Raw genomic sequence first — 19217 nt, 5'->3', positions numbered from 1 at the left:
TCTAGAGAGTCCCTTAAGAAAGCCCTGTTCTTGCCGGCACGATCATGACCGAACTGCTTCTTACGCTTATCAGCGCTGCCCTGATCAACAACCTCGTGTTGCACTGGCCGCTGGGCGTCGATCCGGTGCTGGACAGCGAGCGGCGACAGGTGCATGCATTGGGCATCGCGACGACGTGCCTGATGCTGATCGTCGGCACGCTCGGCCATGCGCTCTACTACTGGCTGCTGGTGCCGCTGGGGCTGACGTCGCTGCGACTGTTCGCATTCCTGCCGCTGAGCGTTCTGCTGATCGGCCCACTGCTGAAGCTGCTTCCACGGTTATTCGCCAAGCTTTCATTCGAGGGGCTCTGGCCCCTGCTGCTGGGCAATGCCGGCGTGCTTGGGCTGACCTTGCTCAACGCCCAGGATGACAAGGGACTTTTCCACGCCATAGCCTTGAGCCTCGGTGCCGGGCTGGGTTTCTGGCTGGTGCTGAGCCTGTTCAGCGACTTGCGCCAACGCACACTCGATAACGATATCCCCCTGCCCTTTCGCGGCCTGCCGATCGAATTGATCGGCGCCGGATTGATCGCAGTGGTTTTTCTCGGATTCAGCGGACTGATCAAAACATGAGTCTGATTCAACGCATCGATGCCCTCCTGCCGCAGACTCAATGCGGCAAGTGTGGCCACCCCGGATGCAAACCGTACGCCGAAGGCATCGCCAGCGGCGAGCCGATCAATAAGTGCCCACCGGGCGGCAGCGAAACCATCGCGGCCCTCGCCGAGCTGCTGAAAGTGCCGGTGCTGGAACTGGACGTCAGTCGCGGTTCGGCACCGGCGCAAATCGCGTACATCCGCGAAGCCGAATGCATCGGCTGCACCAAATGCATTCAGGCCTGCCCGGTCGACGCGATTGTCGGCGCGGCGAAATTCATGCACACGGTCATCGTCGACGAATGCACCGGTTGCGACCTCTGCGTGGCGCCCTGCCCGGTGGATTGCATCGAGATGCATCCGCTACCGCTGGCCACGCTGCCGATTGTCGGTGGCCTGGCGTTCAGCCTGGAGGAGCAACAGGCCCGGGCCGCCAAGCGCAACCGCGCGCGACGTCGGTTCGAACAGCGCAATGCCCGCTTACACCGCGAAGAGCAACAGAAACTCGCCGAACGCCAGGCCCGCGCCCAACGCGCCGTGCAGCACAGTGAAGTGACCCTCGACCCGGTTCAGGCCGCGCTGGAACGCGTGCGCGCACAGAAGGCCGCCAATGCCGATGCGGCACTGAAAAAGGCCAAGGTCGACCTGGCGATGAGTCGGGCGCAGTTGAACAAATCGCTCAAGGCCTTCGGGCATCCACCGACCTTCGAACAGCAGTCGCAACTGATCGTGCTGCAACAGCAATTCGAAGCTGCTGAACAGGCGCTGGCGCAGTTGGAACGCGGTGCGCCGCAAGTCGCGGCACCACCGGCTCCGGCGAACGATGCCGAGCTGAAACGGGCGAAAATCCAGTTGGCCATGCGCCGCGCCGAACTGAAGAAGGCTCAAACAAGCGAAGCGTCGGCCGAACAGATCGCAGCGTTGCAACATGCGCTCAGCGAAGCCGAGCGGCAGGTGGATGCCTATGCCGCCCCTTGAATCGGTGGACGAACGCCTTCAGCAGGCCATGAAGCTGGTGTTGCTGGCCACCCTGCCGGGAATGCTGATGTTGTTCTGGCTGTACGGTTGGGGCGTGTTGATCAACCTGATTCTGACGGCAGCTACCGCACTGGCCGTTGAAGCAGCGGTGTTGCAGCTGCGCAAGCAACCTGTAAAACCGACAGTGAGCGATGGCAGTGCGCTGGTCAGCGCGACCCTGTTGGCCCTGGCCTTGCCGCCTTATTGCCCGTGGTGGCTGACCGTCAGCGCGGCGGCATTCGGACTTTTTTTCGGTAAGCACCTGTACGGCGGCGTCGGCAGGAATCCGTTCAACCCGGCGATGCTCGGTTTCGCCCTGGCTTTAGTGACATTTCCCCAGCAAATGACCCATTGGCCGTCGTCCCATGGCATGGATTTGCTCGCAGGCCTGCAACAAGTGTTCGGCTTCAGCCTCGGCCAGACGCCAGACGCGTGGGCCCAGGCCACCGCGCTGGACAGCCTGCGAATCAACAAAAGCCTGACCATGGACGAACTGTTTGCCGGCAACCCGGCATTCGGCCATTTCGGCGGCCGGGGCGTGGAATGGGTCAACCTGGCCTTCCTGGCCGGCGGCGCGTTTCTGCTGCAACGGCGGGTGTTCAGCTGGCATGCGCCGGTCGGCATGCTCGCCAGCCTATTCGTCATCAGCCTGCTGTGCTGGAACGGTTCGGGCTCCGATTCCCATGGCTCGCCACTCTTCCATCTGCTCACCGGCGCGAGCATGCTGGGTGCCTTCTTCATCGTGACGGAACCGGTATCCGGCGCGAAAAACCCCACGGCCCGGTTGCTGTTCGGCGCCGGAGTGGGGCTGCTGACTTACCTGATCCGCACGTGGGGCGGCTATCCCGACGGGGTGGCCTTTGCCGTCCTGCTGATGAACCTCTGTGTACCGGCGCTGGAGCGGTTTGCCGCCTCCAGGCAAGCGCAGGTTAGCCCATGAACCGAGCGACAAGCGTTGTGGTCCTGGTATTACTGGCAGGCCTGGGGACAGGCGCGACTTACTTCGTGCAGCACACCAGCGCCGCACGCATTGCCGCCGAACAACGCCTGATCGACAGTCGCAATTTGCTGGACCTGCTAGCGCCCGACAGCTACGACAATCAGCCACTGGAACACCCCCTCAGCGTCGAAAACACTCGCCTGCCCAATAGCACGCTGCTGAATGGCTATCTGGCGTCCAAGGCCGGCCAACCGAGCGCCGTGTTGCTGCGCAGCCAGACACTGGGCTACGCCGGCGCCATCGATTTGCTGATCGCCATCGACCCCCATGGCACGTTGCTGGGGGTCAAAACCCTCAAGCAATCGGAAACCCCGGGGCTGGGCGGCAAGCTCGCCGACTGGCCCAATGCCTGGCTGCAAGTGTTTACCGGCAAGTCTCCAGGCGAACCAGGCGACACGGGCTGGGCCTTGAAAAAGGACCAAGGGCAATTCGATCAGATCGCCGGCGCGACCATCACCTCAAGAGCGGTGATCAATGCCACTCACGATGCATTGCGCTACTTCGATGAACACCGGCAACCGCTGATCGGGAGCAGCGCCCATGAATAAGTCATCGACCCTGCAGAACTCGCTGATGCTTGCTCCTCTGATCGGCGTCACTGATTCGTTGGTAACGGCCCTGGGCCTGTGGCTGACGTTCGCTCTGGTGCTCAGTGTTTATGACGTGAGCATGGGTATCTTGCGCTCACGACTGATTCCGGCAACCCATTTACTGGCCTGCCTCCTGCTGGCTGCCACACTGACCAGTTGTGTAGAACTCGCCACGCAAGCCTGGTCGCTTCAATGGCACCAGCATCTGGGGTTCTATACCGGATTGATCGCCTTGCAATGCGTGGTGCTGGAACATAACGGTTTTTTCCAGGGCACAAGGCGTGACCGCCTGCGCCTGTGCGGCCTGTTCGGCGCCTTGATGATTGGCCTGGGCCTGCTGCGCGAGCTCATCGGCAACGGGACACTGGGTAGCCATCTGCCTTGGCTGACCGGTGCCATGCAACCGGACTGGCAAGGTTGGGTGCTCACCGCTGACGGTGGCTTGCGCTTGGCCACGCTGGCCCCCGGCGGGTTTATTCTGCTGGGGCTGCTGATCGCCGCACGTCAGGCCTGGACCCGCCCCTCCCCCACATTGACCTCCTTCGAGGAAACGCATCGCCCATGAATGCCGCAAAACGTCTGGAAATTTTCCGCAGGTTTCACGAAGACAATCCTGAACCGAAGACCGAGCTGGCCTATTCCTCGCCGTTCGAACTGCTGATTGCCGTGATTCTCTCGGCGCAATCGACCGATGTCGGCGTCAACAAGGCCACCGCTAAACTGTTTCCGGTGGCCAATACGCCGGCGGCGATTCATGCCTTGGGCGTCGAAGGATTATCGGAGTACATCAAGACCATCGGCCTGTATAACAGCAAAGCAAAAAACGTGATCGAAACCTGTCGCTTGCTGGTAGAGCGCCATGGCGGTGAAGTACCGCAGACCCGCGAAGCGCTGGAAGCGTTGCCCGGCGTCGGCCGCAAGACCGCCAATGTGGTGCTCAATACCGCCTTTCGTCAGTTGACCATGGCCGTGGACACCCACATTTTCCGGGTCAGCAACCGTACCGGCATTGCTCCGGGCAAGAATGTGGTCGAGGTGGAGCAGAAACTGATGAAATTCGTGCCGAAGGAGTATCTGCTCGACGCCCATCACTGGCTGATTCTCCATGGACGCTACGTTTGCCTGTCCCGCAAGCCACGTTGTGGCAGCTGCCGGATCGAGGACTTATGCGAATACAAGCAAAAGACCTCGGACGATTGAGGCTCTATTAGTTTTCTTGATTAGCCGATTGAAAAAATCTTTTTTACCCGCCGGGAAATTGTCGATATAAGGAGCGCCAAAGGCAGTCTTAGCCTGGAGTTAACCTTATGAGCACTGGCAAAGAGCAATTGGACGTAGAAGACGACTTCACCCCCGTTGAGGCCGATGACGCAGAACCGGTGGTGGAAGTAGCGAAGACCAACCTGAGCAAACGCCGCACCATCGACAATCTGCTGGAGGAGCGCCGACTGCAAAAGCAATTGGCCGATTACGATTTTGACCTATGACACCTAAAAGCCTCCCGAAACGGAGGCTTTTTACTAAGTGCCCATCCCCGACAAACGCCCGCTCATCGCCCCTCGTCAAACGCTGGCGTACTCATACCAGGCCATTACGTTGAGCCAATTCAATAAGATCGACCAGTGAGCGAGCATTGAGCTTCAGCAACAGGCGAGTCTTGTAAGTACTGACGGTTTTATTGCTGAGGAACATTCCATCGGCGATTTCCTTGTTTGTCTTTCCTCGGGCCAACTGCTGCAGGACCATCATTTCCCGCCCGGACAACCGATCTACCATGTCGGCTTCACTGGCATTCCCAAGACTGGAGCGCACAGTATGCAGCGCCTGATTAGGAAAGTAGCTATAACCTGACAGTACGGCCTTTATTGCACTGAGCAACTCAGTAAGGTCCTGTTGTTTACAGACATATCCGGCGGCACCCGATTGCATACAACGCATGGAAAAATGCCCTGGAGCCTGGGACGTCAATATCAGCACTTTAAGAGGCATCGCCGCCGAGGTCAGGCGTGCGATAACTTCCAGCCCATCCAGTTTTGGTATTCCAATATCCAGGATGACAATATCCGGCATAAGTTCACGGGCAATTTGTAACGCATCCACGCCATTATCTGTTTCTGCAATGACTTCGTAGCCATGACGCTCCATTAGCATACGTACCGCAAGACGAATGACGGGGTGATCATCCACGATCAGCACTTTATTCATGGGCAAGTCCAATTTTCGCTGTTCGAATTTTTAGAGCCCGCACCATAGCCTAGTCGTTTCACCCATGGCATGCCGTCCCCCTCGACCACTCGCACCGAGAGACATCACCTACAAACAACACGGATTATTCCTACAAGAAATCATTGCACACGATGAGCCAGAGACTTTATTGGCCGAACACTGCTAAACGCTTCGACAGTTTCTTTGTAACAATTCACACCCAAAAAAACAGGGTTCAACGCCCTTGGCCCGACAGACCGCGACTATTAAGCTACCCTTAAAGGTAACGAGTATCTTGCAGAGTCTTACATAGCCCGATCCAAACTATTGGAAAAATCCTTACACACAGCAACACTTCACAAGCAAAACAAACCCACACAACTTAAAAACAAATAAACAGCCATACACAGCCCCAGAACAATGCAGTTACTATATCAATCTCAACCACACAACAGAAAGAAACTTAAAATAATAAAAACAAAAAAAACACTCATACATACACCAGCAAAACACGCTCTATAAACCAACAGAGAAAAAGATAATATCCAATGAGTAAAAAACATGATAAAACTCAAAAAAAGAATCACCAACCCCATGACAATAATTGCAATATTTGCAGCACTGTCCGAAACATCAGCCGCTGTATCACTACCCTTTCTTGACAACAAGGAGAGAGAGCTCTATGTCTGGTTTCTAATCAGCTTTCCCTTTTATTTGCTTTTTCTTTTCTTCGCCACACTTAACTTCAATTATCGGTCGCTTTACGCGCCCTCCGATTTCGAGAAGGGAAAGCATTTTATAAAAGTCCTGGACAACGCTGATCAGTCGGGAAACAGCACTTCCAGAGTATCGCCTGAACGCTCGGCCCAACACCATGTGCAGCTGCCCGCACCGCTAAAGGATCTGCACATCATTGATGCACGCTGGATAACCAAAAATATGGCGTTCAGCGCCCTGATGGAGAGTATCCAGCACGCTCCGGATAATCCTGCACAAGTGATCGTATTTCTCACATGCACCGATTCGGAGGTAGTGCTGAAGGACAGCGCCCCCAAACACTGGAAACAACTAAAGAAACGCAGCAACGCAACGTTCTGTATTTCTTACAATTTGAGCTCACATGACGTGACGATCATGGGCTAGGTTTTGACCCGTCGCACAGAGCAAGGCAGCCCTTGAAGTGAGATCAAAGGCAGGCAGCAGAAGGAACGGTTGGAAGAAACAAGCAGAAAGCGAAACGTAATATGCAGCAGCCCTTTTTCAGAACTGTGGCCTTGTCATCGACAAGGCCACAGCTCCATTACCGCATCAAAGGTCTCAGAACAGCTTGCGGCCTTTGTTCGCCGCGATACGCATGCGCAAGGCATTGAGCTTGATGAAGCCCGCCGCATCGGCCTGGTTGTAGGCGCCGCCATCTTCCTCGAAGGTCGCGATGTTGGCGTCGAACAACGACTCGTCGGACTTGCGTCCGGTGACGATCACGTTGCCCTTGTACAGTTTCAGGCGCACTACGCCGTTCACGTGGGCCTGGGAAGCATCGATCATCTGTTGCAGCATCAGACGCTCTGGGCTCCACCAGTAACCGGTGTAGATCAGGCTGGCGTATTTAGGCATCAGCTCGTCTTTGAGGTGAGCCACTTCGCGGTCCAGGGTGATCGATTCGATCGCACGGTGAGCGCGCAGCATGATGGTGCCGCCAGGCGTCTCGTAGCAGCCACGGGACTTCATGCCCACATAGCGGTTTTCGACGATGTCCAGACGGCCGATACCGTGTTCGCCACCGATACGGTTCAAGGTCGCCAGCACGGTGGCCGGGGTCATTTCGACGCCGTCCAGTGCAACGATGTCGCCGTTGCGGTAGGTCAGTTCCAGGTACTGCGGTTTGTCGGGAGCGTTCTCCGGGGAGACGGTCCAGCGCCACATGTCTTCTTCGTGCTCGGTCCAGGTGTCTTCCAGCACGCCGCCTTCATAGGAGATGTGCAGCAGGTTGGCATCCATCGAGTACGGGGATTTTTTCTTGCCGTGACGCTCGATCGGAATCGCGTGCTTCTCGGCGTAGTCCATCAGCTTCTCACGGGACAGCAGGTCCCATTCGCGCCATGGAGCGATCACTTTCACACCTGGCTTCAAGGCGTAGGCGCCCAGTTCGAAACGAACCTGGTCGTTGCCCTTGCCGGTCGCGCCGTGGGAAATGGCGTCAGCACCGGTTTCGTTGGCGATTTCGATCAGGCGTTTGGCGATCAACGGACGAGCGATGGAAGTACCCAGCAGGTACTCGCCTTCGTAAACGGTGTTGGCGCGGAACATCGGGAATACGAAATCACGCACGAATTCTTCGCGCAGATCGTCGATATAGATTTCTTTTACGCCCATGGCCTGTGCCTTGGCGCGGGCCGGTTCGACCTCTTCGCCCTGACCCAGGTCAGCGGTGAAGGTCACTACTTCACAGTTATATGTATCCTGCAGCCACTTGAGGATCACCGAAGTGTCCAGGCCGCCGGAATACGCCAGAACGACCTTGTTTACGTCCGCCATGCCATCACTCCACGGGGTTCTACGGAAAGCTGTCAAGTCTACCGCTCATGCAGGATAATTTACAGAGGCGCGACAGCTTATGACGACGAAGCGACAGATTATGTCGAGCGAGCGACGAATTCAGCAGGTTCAGGAGGTCGTCGCGCTGCTCGCGGCGGCGGTGGCTTGAGGCGCCGGTTTCTCGGTCGGTGCGACCCGTTCGAGGCGTACGGCAACCCGGCGATTCTTAGCCCGGTTGGCGGCATTGTTGTTGGGCGCCAGCGGATAGCGCTCACCGTGAAAACGCAGGGTGATCTGCGATTCCTGCACACCATTGGCCTTGAAGAAATCCATCACCGCCAGCGCCCGGCGTCGTGACAGTTCACGGTTGGTCAGGCGGTTGCCACTGTTGTCGGAATGGCCGTCGAGTTCAATGTGGTTGACCGTCGGATCGGCCTTCATGAACTCCAGCATGACCTGCAACTGGGCCTTGGCCCTGGCATCGAGATCGATACCCTCCCCCGGAAAGCCGACCTCGGATTGCTTCACTTGCTCGAAATTCTGTGGCAACAACTTGGCCACGCAGCCCTGATAGTCACCGTAGGCCTTGCTGAACTTGACCGGTAGCAGACGCACTTCAGACACCCGACCGTCGCCCGATGAGTGTCGAACGACCGGGCTGCGCCCCTCCATCAACCCGCTGATCAGGCGCCCGGCCTGCACTTGCGAGCTGTTGAACAGCACGTTGCCACTACCGATTCTCACCGACCCCAGGTTTATGTCGCCACGCCCCGGCTGCCATGGCGCGGCTGCCGCCAGCAATGTCGCAGAACCCCCACCAATCATTGAGTTGTAGGCCTTCAGACGAAATGTCGCCTGCTCTCCGGCGCGCCGCACAAACTCACCCGAACCGAAATCGGTGATCGGTTGAGTCAGGCGGCATTCGAATTTGTCACCTTCGACCGTCCACTCGATGCTCTCCAGGCGAGTCTGGAAAGTGAGCGCCATCGCGGGAAGGCTGGCAAACACACTGAGCAAGGCTAAATAACGCTGGCGCACGGGAGGCTCCACTGGCTTCTACGACAAAAAGACCGACACACATATTCACGGCCTGCCTGTTGGGTATCGGAAGCTTGTCGTAAAACTTGATAGCGAGTGCCTGGAAGAGTCTTTTCCGGTAGCATTCCCCTGAGTTTGACCCGCCTGGAATTCCCTCATGTCCGACCGCCTGACCCTGCTGCGTCCCGACGACTGGCACATTCATCTTCGCGATGGTGCCGTGTTGACCAATACCGTCGCGGATGTCGCGCGCACCTTTGGTCGCGCCATCATCATGCCCAACCTGGTACCTCCGGTGCGCAACGCTGTTGAAGCCGATGGCTATCGCCAGCGGATTCTCGCCGCACGTCCGGCCGGCAGCCGTTTCGAACCGCTGATGGTTCTGTACCTGACCGACCGCACCCAGCCCGAAGAAATTCGTGAGGCCAAGGCCAGCGGTTTCATTCACGCCGCCAAGCTGTACCCGGCCGGCGCGACCACCAACTCGGACTCTGGCGTCACCAGCATCGACAAGATTTTCCCTGCTCTGGAGGCCATGGCCGAAGTCGGGATGCCCTTGCTGGTTCACGGTGAAGTCACCCGTGGCGATGTCGACGTTTTCGATCGGGAAAAAATCTTCATCGATGAGCACATGCGTCGCGTGGTCGAGCGTTTCCCGACGCTCAAAGTGGTGTTCGAACACATCACTACCGCCGATGCCGTGCAGTTCGTCAACGCGGCTTCGGCCAACGTTGGCGCCACCATCACCGCGCATCACCTGCTGTACAACCGCAACCACATGCTGGTGGGCGGGATTCGGCCGCACTTCTACTGCCTGCCGATCCTCAAGCGCAATACCCACCAGGAAGCCCTGCTCGACGCCGCCACCAGCGGCAGCGACAAGTTCTTCCTCGGCACCGACTCGGCTCCCCATGCCCAGCACGCCAAAGAAGCGGCTTGCGGTTGTGCCGGTTGCTACACCGCTTATGCCGCGATCGAGATGTATGCCGAAGCCTTCGAACAGCGTAATGCGCAGGACAAGCTCGAAGCCTTCGCCAGCCTCAATGGCCCGCGTTTCTACGGTCTGCCGGCGAACACCGATCGCATCACCCTGGTCCGCGAAGAGTGGACCGCTCCAACCAGCCTGCCATTTGGCGAGCTGACCGTTATCCCGCTGCGCGCCGGTGAAAAACTGCGCTGGCGCCTGCTGGAGGAACACGCGTGAGTGAAGACCATTTCGACGACGAACAGGACGGTCAAGGCGGTGGAGGTGGTCCTCGTCATCCAATGGCTGCCAGATTCCGTGGTTACCTGCCGGTTGTCGTCGACGTAGAAACCGGTGGCTTCAACTCGGCCACCGACGCCCTGCTGGAAATTGCTGCAACCACCATCGCCATGGATGAAAAAGGGTTTGTGTACCCCGATCACACCTACTTCTTCCGGGTCGAGCCATTCGAAGGCGCCAACATCGAAGCAGCAGCCCTGGAGTTCACCGGGATCAAGCTCGATCACCCGTTGCGCATGGCAGTGAGTGAAGAAGCGGCGCTGACCGATATCTTCCGTGGCATTCGCAAGGCCCTGAAGGCCAACGGTTGCAAACGGGCGATTCTGGTCGGCCACAACAGCAGCTTCGACCTGGGTTTCCTCAACGCGGCAGTCGCGCGCCTGGACATGAAACGTAACCCGTTTCATCCGTTCTCCAGCTTCGACACCGCGACCCTTGCCGGTCTGGCCTATGGCCAAACCGTACTGGCCAAGGCCTGTCAGGCAGCGGACATCGACTTCGACGGTCGCGAGGCTCATTCGGCTCGCTACGACACCGAGAAGACCGCTGAGCTGTTCTGCGGCATCGTCAATCGCTGGAAACAGATGGGCGGCTGGGAAGACTACAACGACTGATGCTGGTCGCCGGCTTATCCCGCCCATAAAAAAACCGGCCTCAGTGAGGCCGGTTTTTTATTGCCGGACGCCTGGCTTACAGCGCAGCAGCGTGCTCGGTCAGGTAAGCCGCAACGCCTTCTGGCGAAGCGTTCATGCCTTTGTCGCCTTTTTTCCAGTTGGCAGGGCAAACTTCGCCGTGCTCTTCGTGGAATTGCAGAGCGTCAACCAGACGGATCAGCTCTTCCATGTTACGGCCCAGCGGCAGGTCGTTGATGATCTGCGAGCGGACAACGCCTTTGTCGTCGATCAGGAACGCACCACGGAAAGCCACGCCGTCAGCGGACTGAACGTCGTAAGCCTTCATGATTTCCTGCTTGATGTCAGCAGCCATGGTGTAACGAACCTGGCCGATACCGCCATTGTTCACCGGGGTGTTGCGCCACGCGTTGTGGGTGAAGTGCGAGTCGATCGAAACGGCGACCACTTCAACGTTGCGTGCCTTGAAGTCAGCCATGCGGTTGTCCAGAGCGATCAGCTCGGACGGGCAAACGAAGGTGAAGTCCAGTGGGTAGAAGAACACCAGGCCGTATTTGCCTTTGATGGCCGAGGACAGGGTGAAGCTGTCTACGATTTCGCCATTGCCGAGTACGGCCGGTACGGTGAAGTCAGGGGCTTGTTTGCCTACGAGTACGCTCATTGGATATCTCCTGGTGTAATAACGTTGAAGAACAGGGCTCATGCCAGCCTGTCACCCTCAGGCGACAGCCCTGTGACACGAACCTCCTTCGCAAAAGGCCGACCATCATACACCGCGTTTTTCGCCTGTCCTTAGCGGTTTTTTTCTGACGGGCAAAATGGCCGTTGCCAGATTTTTTCACACGACGTGAGAGGAAACCGTTCGTCAGTCACTGGCCCTTATGACGAAAAGCCTTCAGAAACCACTTTGACAATCATTCTCGTTAACATTAAGATCCATCGCAATTGAGTCACAACCAGCGACGGTTCTCACTTATGTATGTCTGCCTCTGCACTGGCGTCACCGACGGTCAAATCCGCGATGCAATCTATGAAGGTTGCTGCAGCTACAAAGAAGTCCGTCAAGCTACCGGCGTAGCCAGCCAATGCGGTAAATGCGCTTGCCTGGCCAAGGAAGTAGTGCGTGAAACACTGGGCAAACTGCAAACGGCCCAGGCGGCGATCCCCTACCCTGTAGAATTTACAGCCGCGTAACTACCGAATTTCGAAGAACCGGACTTGATGTCCGGTTTTTTTATGTCTGAAAATCAATCGCTTAGGGCCTAGACGCGGAACACAAACATTCTTATTCCGATTAATTTTCATTTAAGTTTCAATAACTTAGGTTTGACACTGTTAATTACGCGGCTCAAACTCTGCCTTATATACAGCTAATACAGGGCAGGACTCCCACCATGAAAGGCGACGTTACAGTCATCCAGCATCTCAACAAAATCCTTGCCAATGAACTGGTCGCGATCAATCAGTACTTCCTGCATGCGCGCATGTATGAAGATTGGGGCCTGAACAAGCTCGGCAAGCACGAGTACCACGAATCCATCGATGAGATGAAGCACGCTGACAAGCTGATCAAGCGCATCCTGTTTCTTGAAGGCCTGCCGAACGTCCAGGACCTGGGCAAGCTGCACATCGGCGAACACACCAAGGAAATGCTTGAGTGTGACTTGAAGATTGAGCGCGACGGCCATGCCGACCTGAAAGTCGCTATCGCTCATTGCGAAACTGTCGGCGACTTCGGCAGCCGTGAACTGCTCGAAGACATTCTTGAATCCGAAGAAGAACATATCGACTGGCTGGAAACCCAACTGGGCCTGATCGATAAAGTCGGTCTTGAGAACTATCTGCAATCGCAGATGGGCGAAGAGTAAGCTCTACGCCGCTAACCCCGACGCAATAAAAAGCCCCGCTCTCTTTATAGAGGCGGGGCTTTTTACATGCTGAAGATCAAAAGATCGCAGCCTGCGGCAGCTCCTGCGGGAACCGAATCAGGCTTCGGTCTTGGCAGCGGCGGCTTTGGCGGCGGCGTCTTTGATCAGTGCCTGCAACGAACCGTCGGCAGACATTTCAGTCATGATGTCGCTACCACCAACCAGCTCACCGGCAACCCACAGTTGTGGGAAGGTTGGCCAGTTGGCGTACTTTGGCAGGTTGGCGCGGATTTCCGGGTTCTGCAGGATATCCACATAGGCAAACTTTTCACCACAGGCCATGACGGCTTGGGCGGCTTTCGCGGAGAACCCACACTGCGGGGCATTCGGCGAGCCTTTCATGTAAAGCAGAATGGTGTTGTTGGCAATCTGCTCTTTAATCGTTTCGATGATATCCATGGAGCACCTCGGCTGAACTTTCCGACTCAGTGGTCGGCACGGTGGCGCATTGTAACGGAAACCCGAGCGCCATGCTCGGCCTCCCCGACAGACATGTTCACGCCGCCGCCACGGTCACCGGCACGCCGTTCAATGCCGCATTGCCCGACAACTCATCGAGCTGACATTCGTCAGTCAGGTCATTGGCGCTGGAACCTGGCTGGCCACTGGCAATCGTCATCTGCACGCCCGGTCGCGCATGGCCCCAACCGTGGGGCAGGCTGACCACTCCTTTCATCATATCGAGGCTGGCGACCACTTCAACCTCGATCACGCCGACCCGCGAACTGACGCGCACCCGCTGCCCATCGCTGAGCCCGCGGCTGGCCAGGTCGTCCGGGTGCATCAGCAGTTGATGGCGCGGCTTGCCCTTCACCAGGCGGTGATAGTTGTGCATCCACGAGTTGTTGCTGCGCACATGGCGGCGACCGATCATCAGCAACTCATCGGCGGCTGGTGCTTGCAACGCCGCAAAGCGCGCCAGATCGGCGAGGATCTCCACAGGCGCCGCCTGGACGCGCTGATTGGCCGTCTTCAGACGAGGCGTCAAATTGGGCTTGAGCGCGCCGAGATCGACACCGTGAGGGTGATCGAACAAGGTTGCCAGCGACAGTTTGTGCTCTGAAGCATCGCCATACAGGCCCATCCGCAGCCCTCGGTCGATCATCTGCGCCGGCGCAATGGTCGGTTTCAGCTCCTTGCCGGTCTTCACCGCAAAGGCCTTGGCCAGCCCCACGAAGATCTCCCAGTCATGCAGCGCGCCTTGCGGTTTGGCGAGAATCGCCCGGTTGAAACGGGTGACGTTGCGCACCGCGAACATATTGAACGTGGTGTCGTAATGATCGTTTTCCAGCGCCGAAGTCGACGGCAGGATCAGGTCGGCATAACGCGTGGTTTCATTGATGTACAGGTCGACGCTGACCATGAACTCCAGTCCGTCCAGCGCCTGCTCCAGCTGTCGGCCATTGGGCGTGGACAGCACCGGATTACCCGCCACGGTAATCAGCGCACGGACCTGCCCTTCCCCTTCGGTGAGCATCTCCTCGGCCAGCGCCGACACCGGCAACTCGCCGCCGTATTCAGGACGCCCGGACACGCGGCTTTGCCACAGATTGAAATGGCCGCCCGACGTGGACGCCACCAGGTCCACCGCCGGTTCGGTGCACAACGCACCGCCGACACGATCAAGGTTGCCGGTCACCAGATTGATCAATTGCACCAGCCAATGGCACAAGGTGCCGAAGGCCTGGGTCGAGACGCCCATGCGGCCATAGCAGACCGCCGTCGGGGCTGCCGCGAAGTCCCGCGCCAGTTGACGGATCTGTTCGGCGGGTACTGCGCACAGCGGGCTCATGGCCTCGGCAGTGAAACCTGCGATCGCCTTACGCACTTCATCCAGACCATCGACCGGCAAATGACTGTCGCGGGTCAGGCCTTCAGCGAATAACGTGTTGAGCAACCCGAACAGCAGCGCCGCATCGCCACCAGGGCGCACGAACAGATGCTGGTCGGCAATCGCCGCCGTTTCGCTGCGGCGCGGATCCACCACTACCACTTTGCCACCCCGGGCCTGGATCGCCTTGAGGCGCTTCTCCACATCCGGCACGGTCATGATGCTGCCGTTGGAGGCCAGCGGATTACCGCCCAGGATCAACATGAAATCGGTGTGATCGATGTCCGGGATCGGCAACAGCAAGCCGTGGCCGTACATCAAATGACTGGTCAGGTGATGGGGCAACTGATCGACCGACGTCGCGGAAAACCGGTTACGGGTTTTCAACAGACCGAGGAAGTAATTGCTGTGGGTCATCAACCCGTAGTTGTGCACGCTGGGGTTGCCCTGATAGACCGCCACCGCGTTCTGCCCATGACGCTCCTGAATCGCCGCCAGGCGTTCGGCTACAAGACCGAACGCATCTTCCCACTCGATAGGCTGCCACTCGCTACCCACTCGCTGCATCGGCTGACGCAGGCGATCCGGGTCGTTCTGAATGTCTTGCAGAGCCACCGCCTTGGGGCAGATATGCCCACGGCTGAAGCTGTCCTGAGGGTCGCCCTTGATCGAGGTGATCTGCACGCCGCTGCCTTCGACCTCGGTGGTTTCGATGGTCAGGCCGCAGATGGCTTCACACAGGTGGCACGCACGGTGATGGAGAGTCTTGGTCATGGCCAGTCTCTGTTTTGTTCTGGGCGGGCAATGTCGGCCGCGGGAACAAAACTATGGCGCGTGACTTGCCACCGCGCCAGCGACGTTCGTCTTGTGAATCGACGACCATCAGGCCGGCCGATGGTAGCAAGGGGATCAGTTCGGCGGCTGACTCGGCGGCGCCTGCAGCTGGATTTCCTCGATGGTTTCGATCTGCTCGTGGGCGACATGCACGCCGGTGAGCTCGCCGATCAGCCGCCAATGCTCGTCGAGCCCGGCACTGATGGTGGCCATGCGGTCGATCATGCGACGGCCAGCCGCCTTGGTAACTTCGTCTTCACTGCGTAACAACTCGAAAGACATCGAGGTCATGGAAGCAGTGAGGTGGGTCAGAGAGCGAGCCGTGAGGCCGAGTAGCTCCATCAATAACTGTTCTTTCGATTCCATTCCTGAGGCTTCCTGCGTCGCTCGTGCTTTAGTTATAACCCAGCACTTTGCATTAGCAAATGTTTCAGAGCAGACACATTGCCCGCCAAAGGCTCGAATGACAGGTCAAAAACCGACTGCCAATATGTCGCCCGCGCCCTGTCTGATTGCCAAGCCCGGCGAGCCCAGTGTACAAATGCTCAGCTGCTGTCAGGAAACAGGCTTCAAAAGCGCTACCTCAGTCACCCCGTAGCCTCTCTGAAATCCTCTAAACACCGTAGCCTATTGGAAAAACGCGACATTTAATGTCAATATCGCGCCTTCCCCTATTTCGTCGCCCCGTGCGGCTTACGCCGCAGGTCTCGCCCGTTTTTCAGTTAAACAAGGCTTTGAGTATCTGCGGTCTGTTGCAAAAAGGTAGTCAATGATGAGCGCAAGGCACTTTCTCTCCCTGATGGATTGCACGCCCGAAGAGCTGGTCAGCGTGATCCGTCGAGGCGTTGAGCTCAAGGACCTGCGTAACCGCGGCGTACTGTTCGAGCCTTTGAAAAACCGCGTCCTGGGGATGATTTTCGAGAAGTCCTCGACCCGTACCCGTATTTCGTTCGAAGCCGGCATGATTCAGCTCGGTGGCCAGGCGATCTTCCTGTCGCCGCGCGACACTCAGCTGGGCCGTGGCGAACCGATCGGCGACGCCGCCATTGTCATGTCGAGCATGCTCGATGCAGTGATGATCCGTACGTTTTCGCACAGCACCCTGACCGAATTCGCCGCCAATTCGCGAGTCCCGCTGATCAACGGCCTGTCCGATGATCTGCACCCGTGCCAGTTGCTGGCCGACATGCAAACCTTCCTCGAACACCGCGGTTCGATCCAAGGCAAGACCGTGGCCTGGATCGGCGACGGCAACAACATGTGCAACAGCTATATAGAAGCGGCGATCCAGTTCGACTTCCAGCTGCGCATCGCCTGCCCGGAGGGTTACGAACCCAACCCTGAATTCGTGGCCAAGGCCGGCGATCGGGTAAGCATCGTCCGCGATCCTCAGGAAGCCGTGCGCGGCGCGCATCTGGTGAGCACCGACGTCTGGACCTCCATGGGCCAGGAAGAGGAAACCGCCAAGCGCCTGAAGCTGTTCGCACCGTTCCAGGTCAACCGTGCCCTGCTCGACCTGGCCGCACCGGACGTGCTGTTCATGCATTGCCTGCCGGCCCACCGTGGCGAGGAAATCAGCCTCGACCTGCTCGACGACCCGCGCTCGGTGGCCTGGGATCAAGCCGAAAACCGTCTGCATGCACAAAAGGCCCTGCTCGAGTTTCTCGTCCCACCTTCGTACCATCACGCATGAGCCAGCCATTACTGCTGAACCTGCGCAATCTGGCCTGTGGTTATCAAAACCAGCGGGTTGTGCAGAACCTCAACCTGCATTTGAATGCCGGCGATATCGGTTGCCTGCTGGGCTCTTCGGGCTGCGGCAAAACCACCACTCTGCGGGCCATTGCCGGTTTCGAACCGGTGCACGAGGGTGAGATCCAGTTGGCGGGCGAGACCATCTCCAGCGCCGGTTTCACCCTCGCCCCGGAAAAACGCCGGATCGGCATGGTGTTCCAGGATTACGCGCTGTTTCCGCATTTGAGCGTGGCCGAGAACATCGCCTTCGGGATCCGCAAGCACCCGCAAAAGGATCGTGTCACCGAAGAATTGCTCGAACTGGTCAACCTGAAAAACCTCGGCAAGCGCTTTCCCCATGAGCTGTCCGGTGGCCAGCAGCAGCGGGTCGCACTGGCCCGCGCCCTGGCGCCGGAACCGCAACTGCTATTGCTCGACGAGCCCTTCTCCAACCTAGACGGCGAATTGCGACGCAAGCTCAGCCATGAAGTACGCGACATCCTCAAGGCTCGCGGCACCAGTGCGATTCTGGTGACCCACGACCAGGAAGAAGCCTTCGCGGTCAGCGACCATGTCGGCGTTTTCAAGGAAGGTCGCCTGGAACAATGGGATACCCCCTACAACCTCTATCACGAACCGCTGACACCGTATGTGGCCAGCTTCATTGGTCAGGGTTACTTCATTCGCGGTCAGTTGAGCAGCCCGGAGTCGGTGCAGACCGAGCTGGGTGAATTGCGCGGCAACCGTGCCTACACCTGGCCGATCGGTGGCGCCGTGGACGTATTGCTGCGTCCGGACGACATCGTCTATGCACCGTCCAGCCCACTGAGGGCGCGGATTGTCGGCAAGAGCTTCCAGGGTGCCTCAACGCTGTATCGCTTGCAGTTGCCTACGGGCGCACAGCTGGAGTCGATTTTCCCGAGCCATGCCGATCATCTGGTCGGTGCTGAAGTCGGCATTCGGGTAGCGGCGGAACATCTGGTGCTGTTCCAGGCCTCCGGCAGCACAGCGGCGCAGATTCCGATGATCGAGTCCGGTGTTCGGCGCTACAGCGCCGCCAGCTGAACAATACGGACATAGGTGGGAGCTCGCTCCCACCTATTGGATTTTCGTTTAACCCAGTATTAGCGTTCCGCTCGCGACCAGCGTCGCATTCCCGCCAATACTCACCCGATCCCCTTCCAGCTGACAAAACAACTCCCCTCCCCGCGCCGAGCACTGATAAGCCGTCAGACTCGACTTGCTCAAGCGTTTCGACCAGTACGGAATCAGGCTGCAATGGGTTGAACCGGTCACCGGGTCTTCGTTGATGCCGATCGCCGGGGCAAAGTAGCGCGACACAAAGTCATGCTTGTTGCCTTTGGCTGTGACGATGGCGCCCGGCCACGGCAGTTTCGCCAGGGCGATCATGTCCGGCTGACAATCGAGCACCGCCTGCTCGGACTCCAGCACCACGAACAATTCCTTCGAGCCCAGCACATCGACCGCCTCGACGCCCAAGGCGCGCTCGACATCCCGGGTCACGCCCACTTCCGACGGCACGACTGCCGGGAAATCCAGCCACAAGCGCCCACCCTCTCGGGTGACACTCAACGGGCCGGACTTGCAGATGAAGTCCAGTCGCTCGACCGGTTCTTTATAGAGTTCAAACAGTACGTAGGCGCTGGCCAGGGTCGCATGACCGCACAACGGGACTTCAGTGATCGGGGTAAACCAGCGGATGCGCCAGACAGAACCCTCACGCACCAGGAACGCGGTTTCGGCGAGGTTATGTTCGGCGGCGATTTTTTGCATCAACTCATCGTCAAGCCAGGCATCGAGCCGGTACACCATCGCCGGGTTGCCACTGAACGGCCGATCACTGAACGCATCGATCTGATGAAACTCAAGCTGCATGGCACTTCTCCCTTTCTTCAGGTCGCCGAGCATGAAGTCTGGCATAGCCCTTCACCAGTGACAGAACGAACCAATT

22 protein-coding genes are annotated in these 19217 nt (G+C 58.1%); 14 read left to right on the top strand and 8 right to left on the bottom strand.

The genetic code is table 11. The features are described 5' to 3' along the window. The first annotated feature begins 44 nt into the window (after positions 1-44). From LOY36_RS05510 to LOY36_RS05480, 7 genes are all read left to right on the top strand, one after another. Positions 45-614 (top strand): Rnf-Nqr domain containing protein, encoded by a 570-nt coding sequence (locus LOY36_RS05510; RefSeq protein ID WP_258672523.1) that lies wholly within the window; start codon positions 45-47, stop codon positions 612-614. Then, positions 611-1615, top strand: coding sequence for an electron transport complex subunit RsxB (gene rsxB / locus LOY36_RS05505; protein WP_258672522.1), 1005 nt, complete (start codon positions 611-613; stop codon positions 1613-1615). The genes LOY36_RS05510 and rsxB overlap by 4 nt, the downstream gene beginning before the upstream one ends. After that, complete coding sequence (locus LOY36_RS05500) at positions 1602-2594, top strand: RnfABCDGE type electron transport complex subunit D (protein ID WP_258672521.1); 993 nt, start codon at positions 1602-1604, stop codon at positions 2592-2594. The genes rsxB and LOY36_RS05500 overlap by 14 nt, the downstream gene beginning before the upstream one ends. Beyond that, complete coding sequence (locus tag LOY36_RS05495; RefSeq protein WP_258672519.1) at positions 2591-3202, top strand: RnfABCDGE type electron transport complex subunit G; 612 nt, start codon at positions 2591-2593, stop codon at positions 3200-3202. The genes LOY36_RS05500 and LOY36_RS05495 overlap by 4 nt, the downstream gene beginning before the upstream one ends. Further along, positions 3195-3809 carry an Rnf-Nqr domain containing protein gene (locus LOY36_RS05490; protein ID WP_258672518.1) on the top strand — a complete coding sequence of 205 codons (615 nt, stop codon included), beginning with the start codon at positions 3195-3197 and terminating at the stop codon, positions 3807-3809. The genes LOY36_RS05495 and LOY36_RS05490 overlap by 8 nt, the downstream gene beginning before the upstream one ends. Next, entirely contained in the window at positions 3806-4444 is a 639-nt protein-coding gene (nth, locus tag LOY36_RS05485; RefSeq protein ID WP_258672517.1) for an endonuclease III, read from the top strand. Before LOY36_RS05490 ends, nth begins: the two co-directional genes overlap by 4 nt. A gap of 107 nt (positions 4445-4551) precedes the next feature. Next, positions 4552-4731: a PA3496 family putative envelope integrity protein gene (locus LOY36_RS05480; protein ID WP_007898493.1), complete on the top strand. Its 180-nt coding sequence runs from the start codon at positions 4552-4554 to the stop codon at positions 4729-4731. Positions 4732-4822: 91 nt separating this feature from the next. On the opposite strand, the gene LOY36_RS05475 is transcribed toward LOY36_RS05480, so the two are convergent. Further along, positions 4823-5449, bottom strand: a complete 627-nt coding sequence (locus tag LOY36_RS05475) for a response regulator transcription factor (RefSeq protein WP_007938913.1) — start codon at positions 5447-5449, stop codon at positions 4823-4825. 561 nt (positions 5450-6010) lie between these two features. Between LOY36_RS05475 and LOY36_RS05470 the strand changes: the two genes are divergently transcribed. Next, entirely contained in the window at positions 6011-6592 is a 582-nt protein-coding gene (locus LOY36_RS05470) for a hypothetical protein (protein WP_258672515.1), read from the top strand. A 174-nt stretch (positions 6593-6766) separates the two neighbouring features. Here LOY36_RS05470 and LOY36_RS05465 read toward each other — a convergent pair whose 3' ends face one another. Next, complete coding sequence (locus tag LOY36_RS05465) at positions 6767-7984, bottom strand: argininosuccinate synthase (protein ID WP_007938916.1); 1218 nt, start codon at positions 7982-7984, stop codon at positions 6767-6769. A gap of 129 nt (positions 7985-8113) precedes the next feature. Beyond that, entirely contained in the window at positions 8114-9022 is a 909-nt protein-coding gene (locus LOY36_RS05460) for an OmpA family protein (protein ID WP_018926605.1), read from the bottom strand. Between the two features lie 157 nt (positions 9023-9179). On the opposite strand from LOY36_RS05460, the gene pyrC reads away from it, so the two are divergent. After that, positions 9180-10226, top strand: coding sequence for a dihydroorotase (gene pyrC / locus LOY36_RS05455; protein WP_258672513.1), 1047 nt, complete (start codon positions 9180-9182; stop codon positions 10224-10226). Then, on the top strand, positions 10223-10900 hold the full coding sequence (rnt, locus tag LOY36_RS05450; protein WP_007938919.1) for a ribonuclease T: 678 nt from the start codon (positions 10223-10225) through the stop codon (positions 10898-10900). The genes pyrC and rnt overlap by 4 nt, the downstream gene beginning before the upstream one ends. A gap of 76 nt (positions 10901-10976) precedes the next feature. Here the strand turns inward: rnt and LOY36_RS05445 are convergent, their stop codons facing one another. Further along, positions 10977-11579: a peroxiredoxin gene (locus LOY36_RS05445; RefSeq protein ID WP_007938920.1), complete on the bottom strand. Its 603-nt coding sequence runs from the start codon at positions 11577-11579 to the stop codon at positions 10977-10979. Between the two features lie 314 nt (positions 11580-11893). On the opposite strand from LOY36_RS05445, the gene LOY36_RS05440 reads away from it, so the two are divergent. Both LOY36_RS05440 and bfr read left to right on the top strand, forming a co-directional pair. After that, entirely contained in the window at positions 11894-12112 is a 219-nt protein-coding gene (locus tag LOY36_RS05440) for a bacterioferritin-associated ferredoxin (RefSeq protein WP_007938921.1), read from the top strand. A 200-nt stretch (positions 12113-12312) separates the two neighbouring features. Continuing rightward, entirely contained in the window at positions 12313-12786 is a 474-nt protein-coding gene (gene bfr, locus LOY36_RS05435; RefSeq protein WP_007898512.1) for a bacterioferritin, read from the top strand. Between the two features lie 117 nt (positions 12787-12903). Here bfr and grxD read toward each other — a convergent pair whose 3' ends face one another. The 3 genes from grxD to LOY36_RS05420 form a co-directional block, all read right to left on the bottom strand. Continuing rightward, positions 12904-13245, bottom strand: a complete 342-nt coding sequence (grxD, locus tag LOY36_RS05430; RefSeq protein ID WP_007938922.1) for a Grx4 family monothiol glutaredoxin — start codon at positions 13243-13245, stop codon at positions 12904-12906. 97 nt (positions 13246-13342) lie between these two features. Beyond that, positions 13343-15451: a molybdopterin oxidoreductase family protein gene (locus LOY36_RS05425; protein WP_258672508.1), complete on the bottom strand. Its 2109-nt coding sequence runs from the start codon at positions 15449-15451 to the stop codon at positions 13343-13345. A 135-nt stretch (positions 15452-15586) separates the two neighbouring features. Further along, entirely contained in the window at positions 15587-15877 is a 291-nt protein-coding gene (locus tag LOY36_RS05420) for a hypothetical protein (protein WP_019651357.1), read from the bottom strand. Between the two features lie 406 nt (positions 15878-16283). Between LOY36_RS05420 and argF the strand changes: the two genes are divergently transcribed. Together argF and LOY36_RS05410 are read left to right on the top strand one after the other, a co-directional pair. After that, on the top strand, positions 16284-17204 hold the full coding sequence (gene argF / locus LOY36_RS05415; protein WP_019581556.1) for an ornithine carbamoyltransferase: 921 nt from the start codon (positions 16284-16286) through the stop codon (positions 17202-17204). Then, complete coding sequence (locus tag LOY36_RS05410; RefSeq protein ID WP_258672507.1) at positions 17201-18310, top strand: ABC transporter ATP-binding protein; 1110 nt, start codon at positions 17201-17203, stop codon at positions 18308-18310. The genes argF and LOY36_RS05410 overlap by 4 nt, the downstream gene beginning before the upstream one ends. Before the next feature lie 48 nt (positions 18311-18358). Here LOY36_RS05410 and LOY36_RS05405 read toward each other — a convergent pair whose 3' ends face one another. Further along, positions 18359-19141: a PhzF family phenazine biosynthesis protein gene (locus tag LOY36_RS05405; protein WP_258672506.1), complete on the bottom strand. Its 783-nt coding sequence runs from the start codon at positions 19139-19141 to the stop codon at positions 18359-18361. Between the last annotated feature and the right edge of the window lie 76 nt (positions 19142-19217).

The sequence above is a fragment of the Pseudomonas sp. B21-019 genome, from assembly GCF_024749225.1.
Lineage (GTDB): Bacteria > Pseudomonadota > Gammaproteobacteria > Pseudomonadales > Pseudomonadaceae > Aquipseudomonas.
The sequence above is the reverse complement of the archived record's forward strand: the minus strand, read 5'-3'. Positions and strand labels throughout refer to the sequence as shown.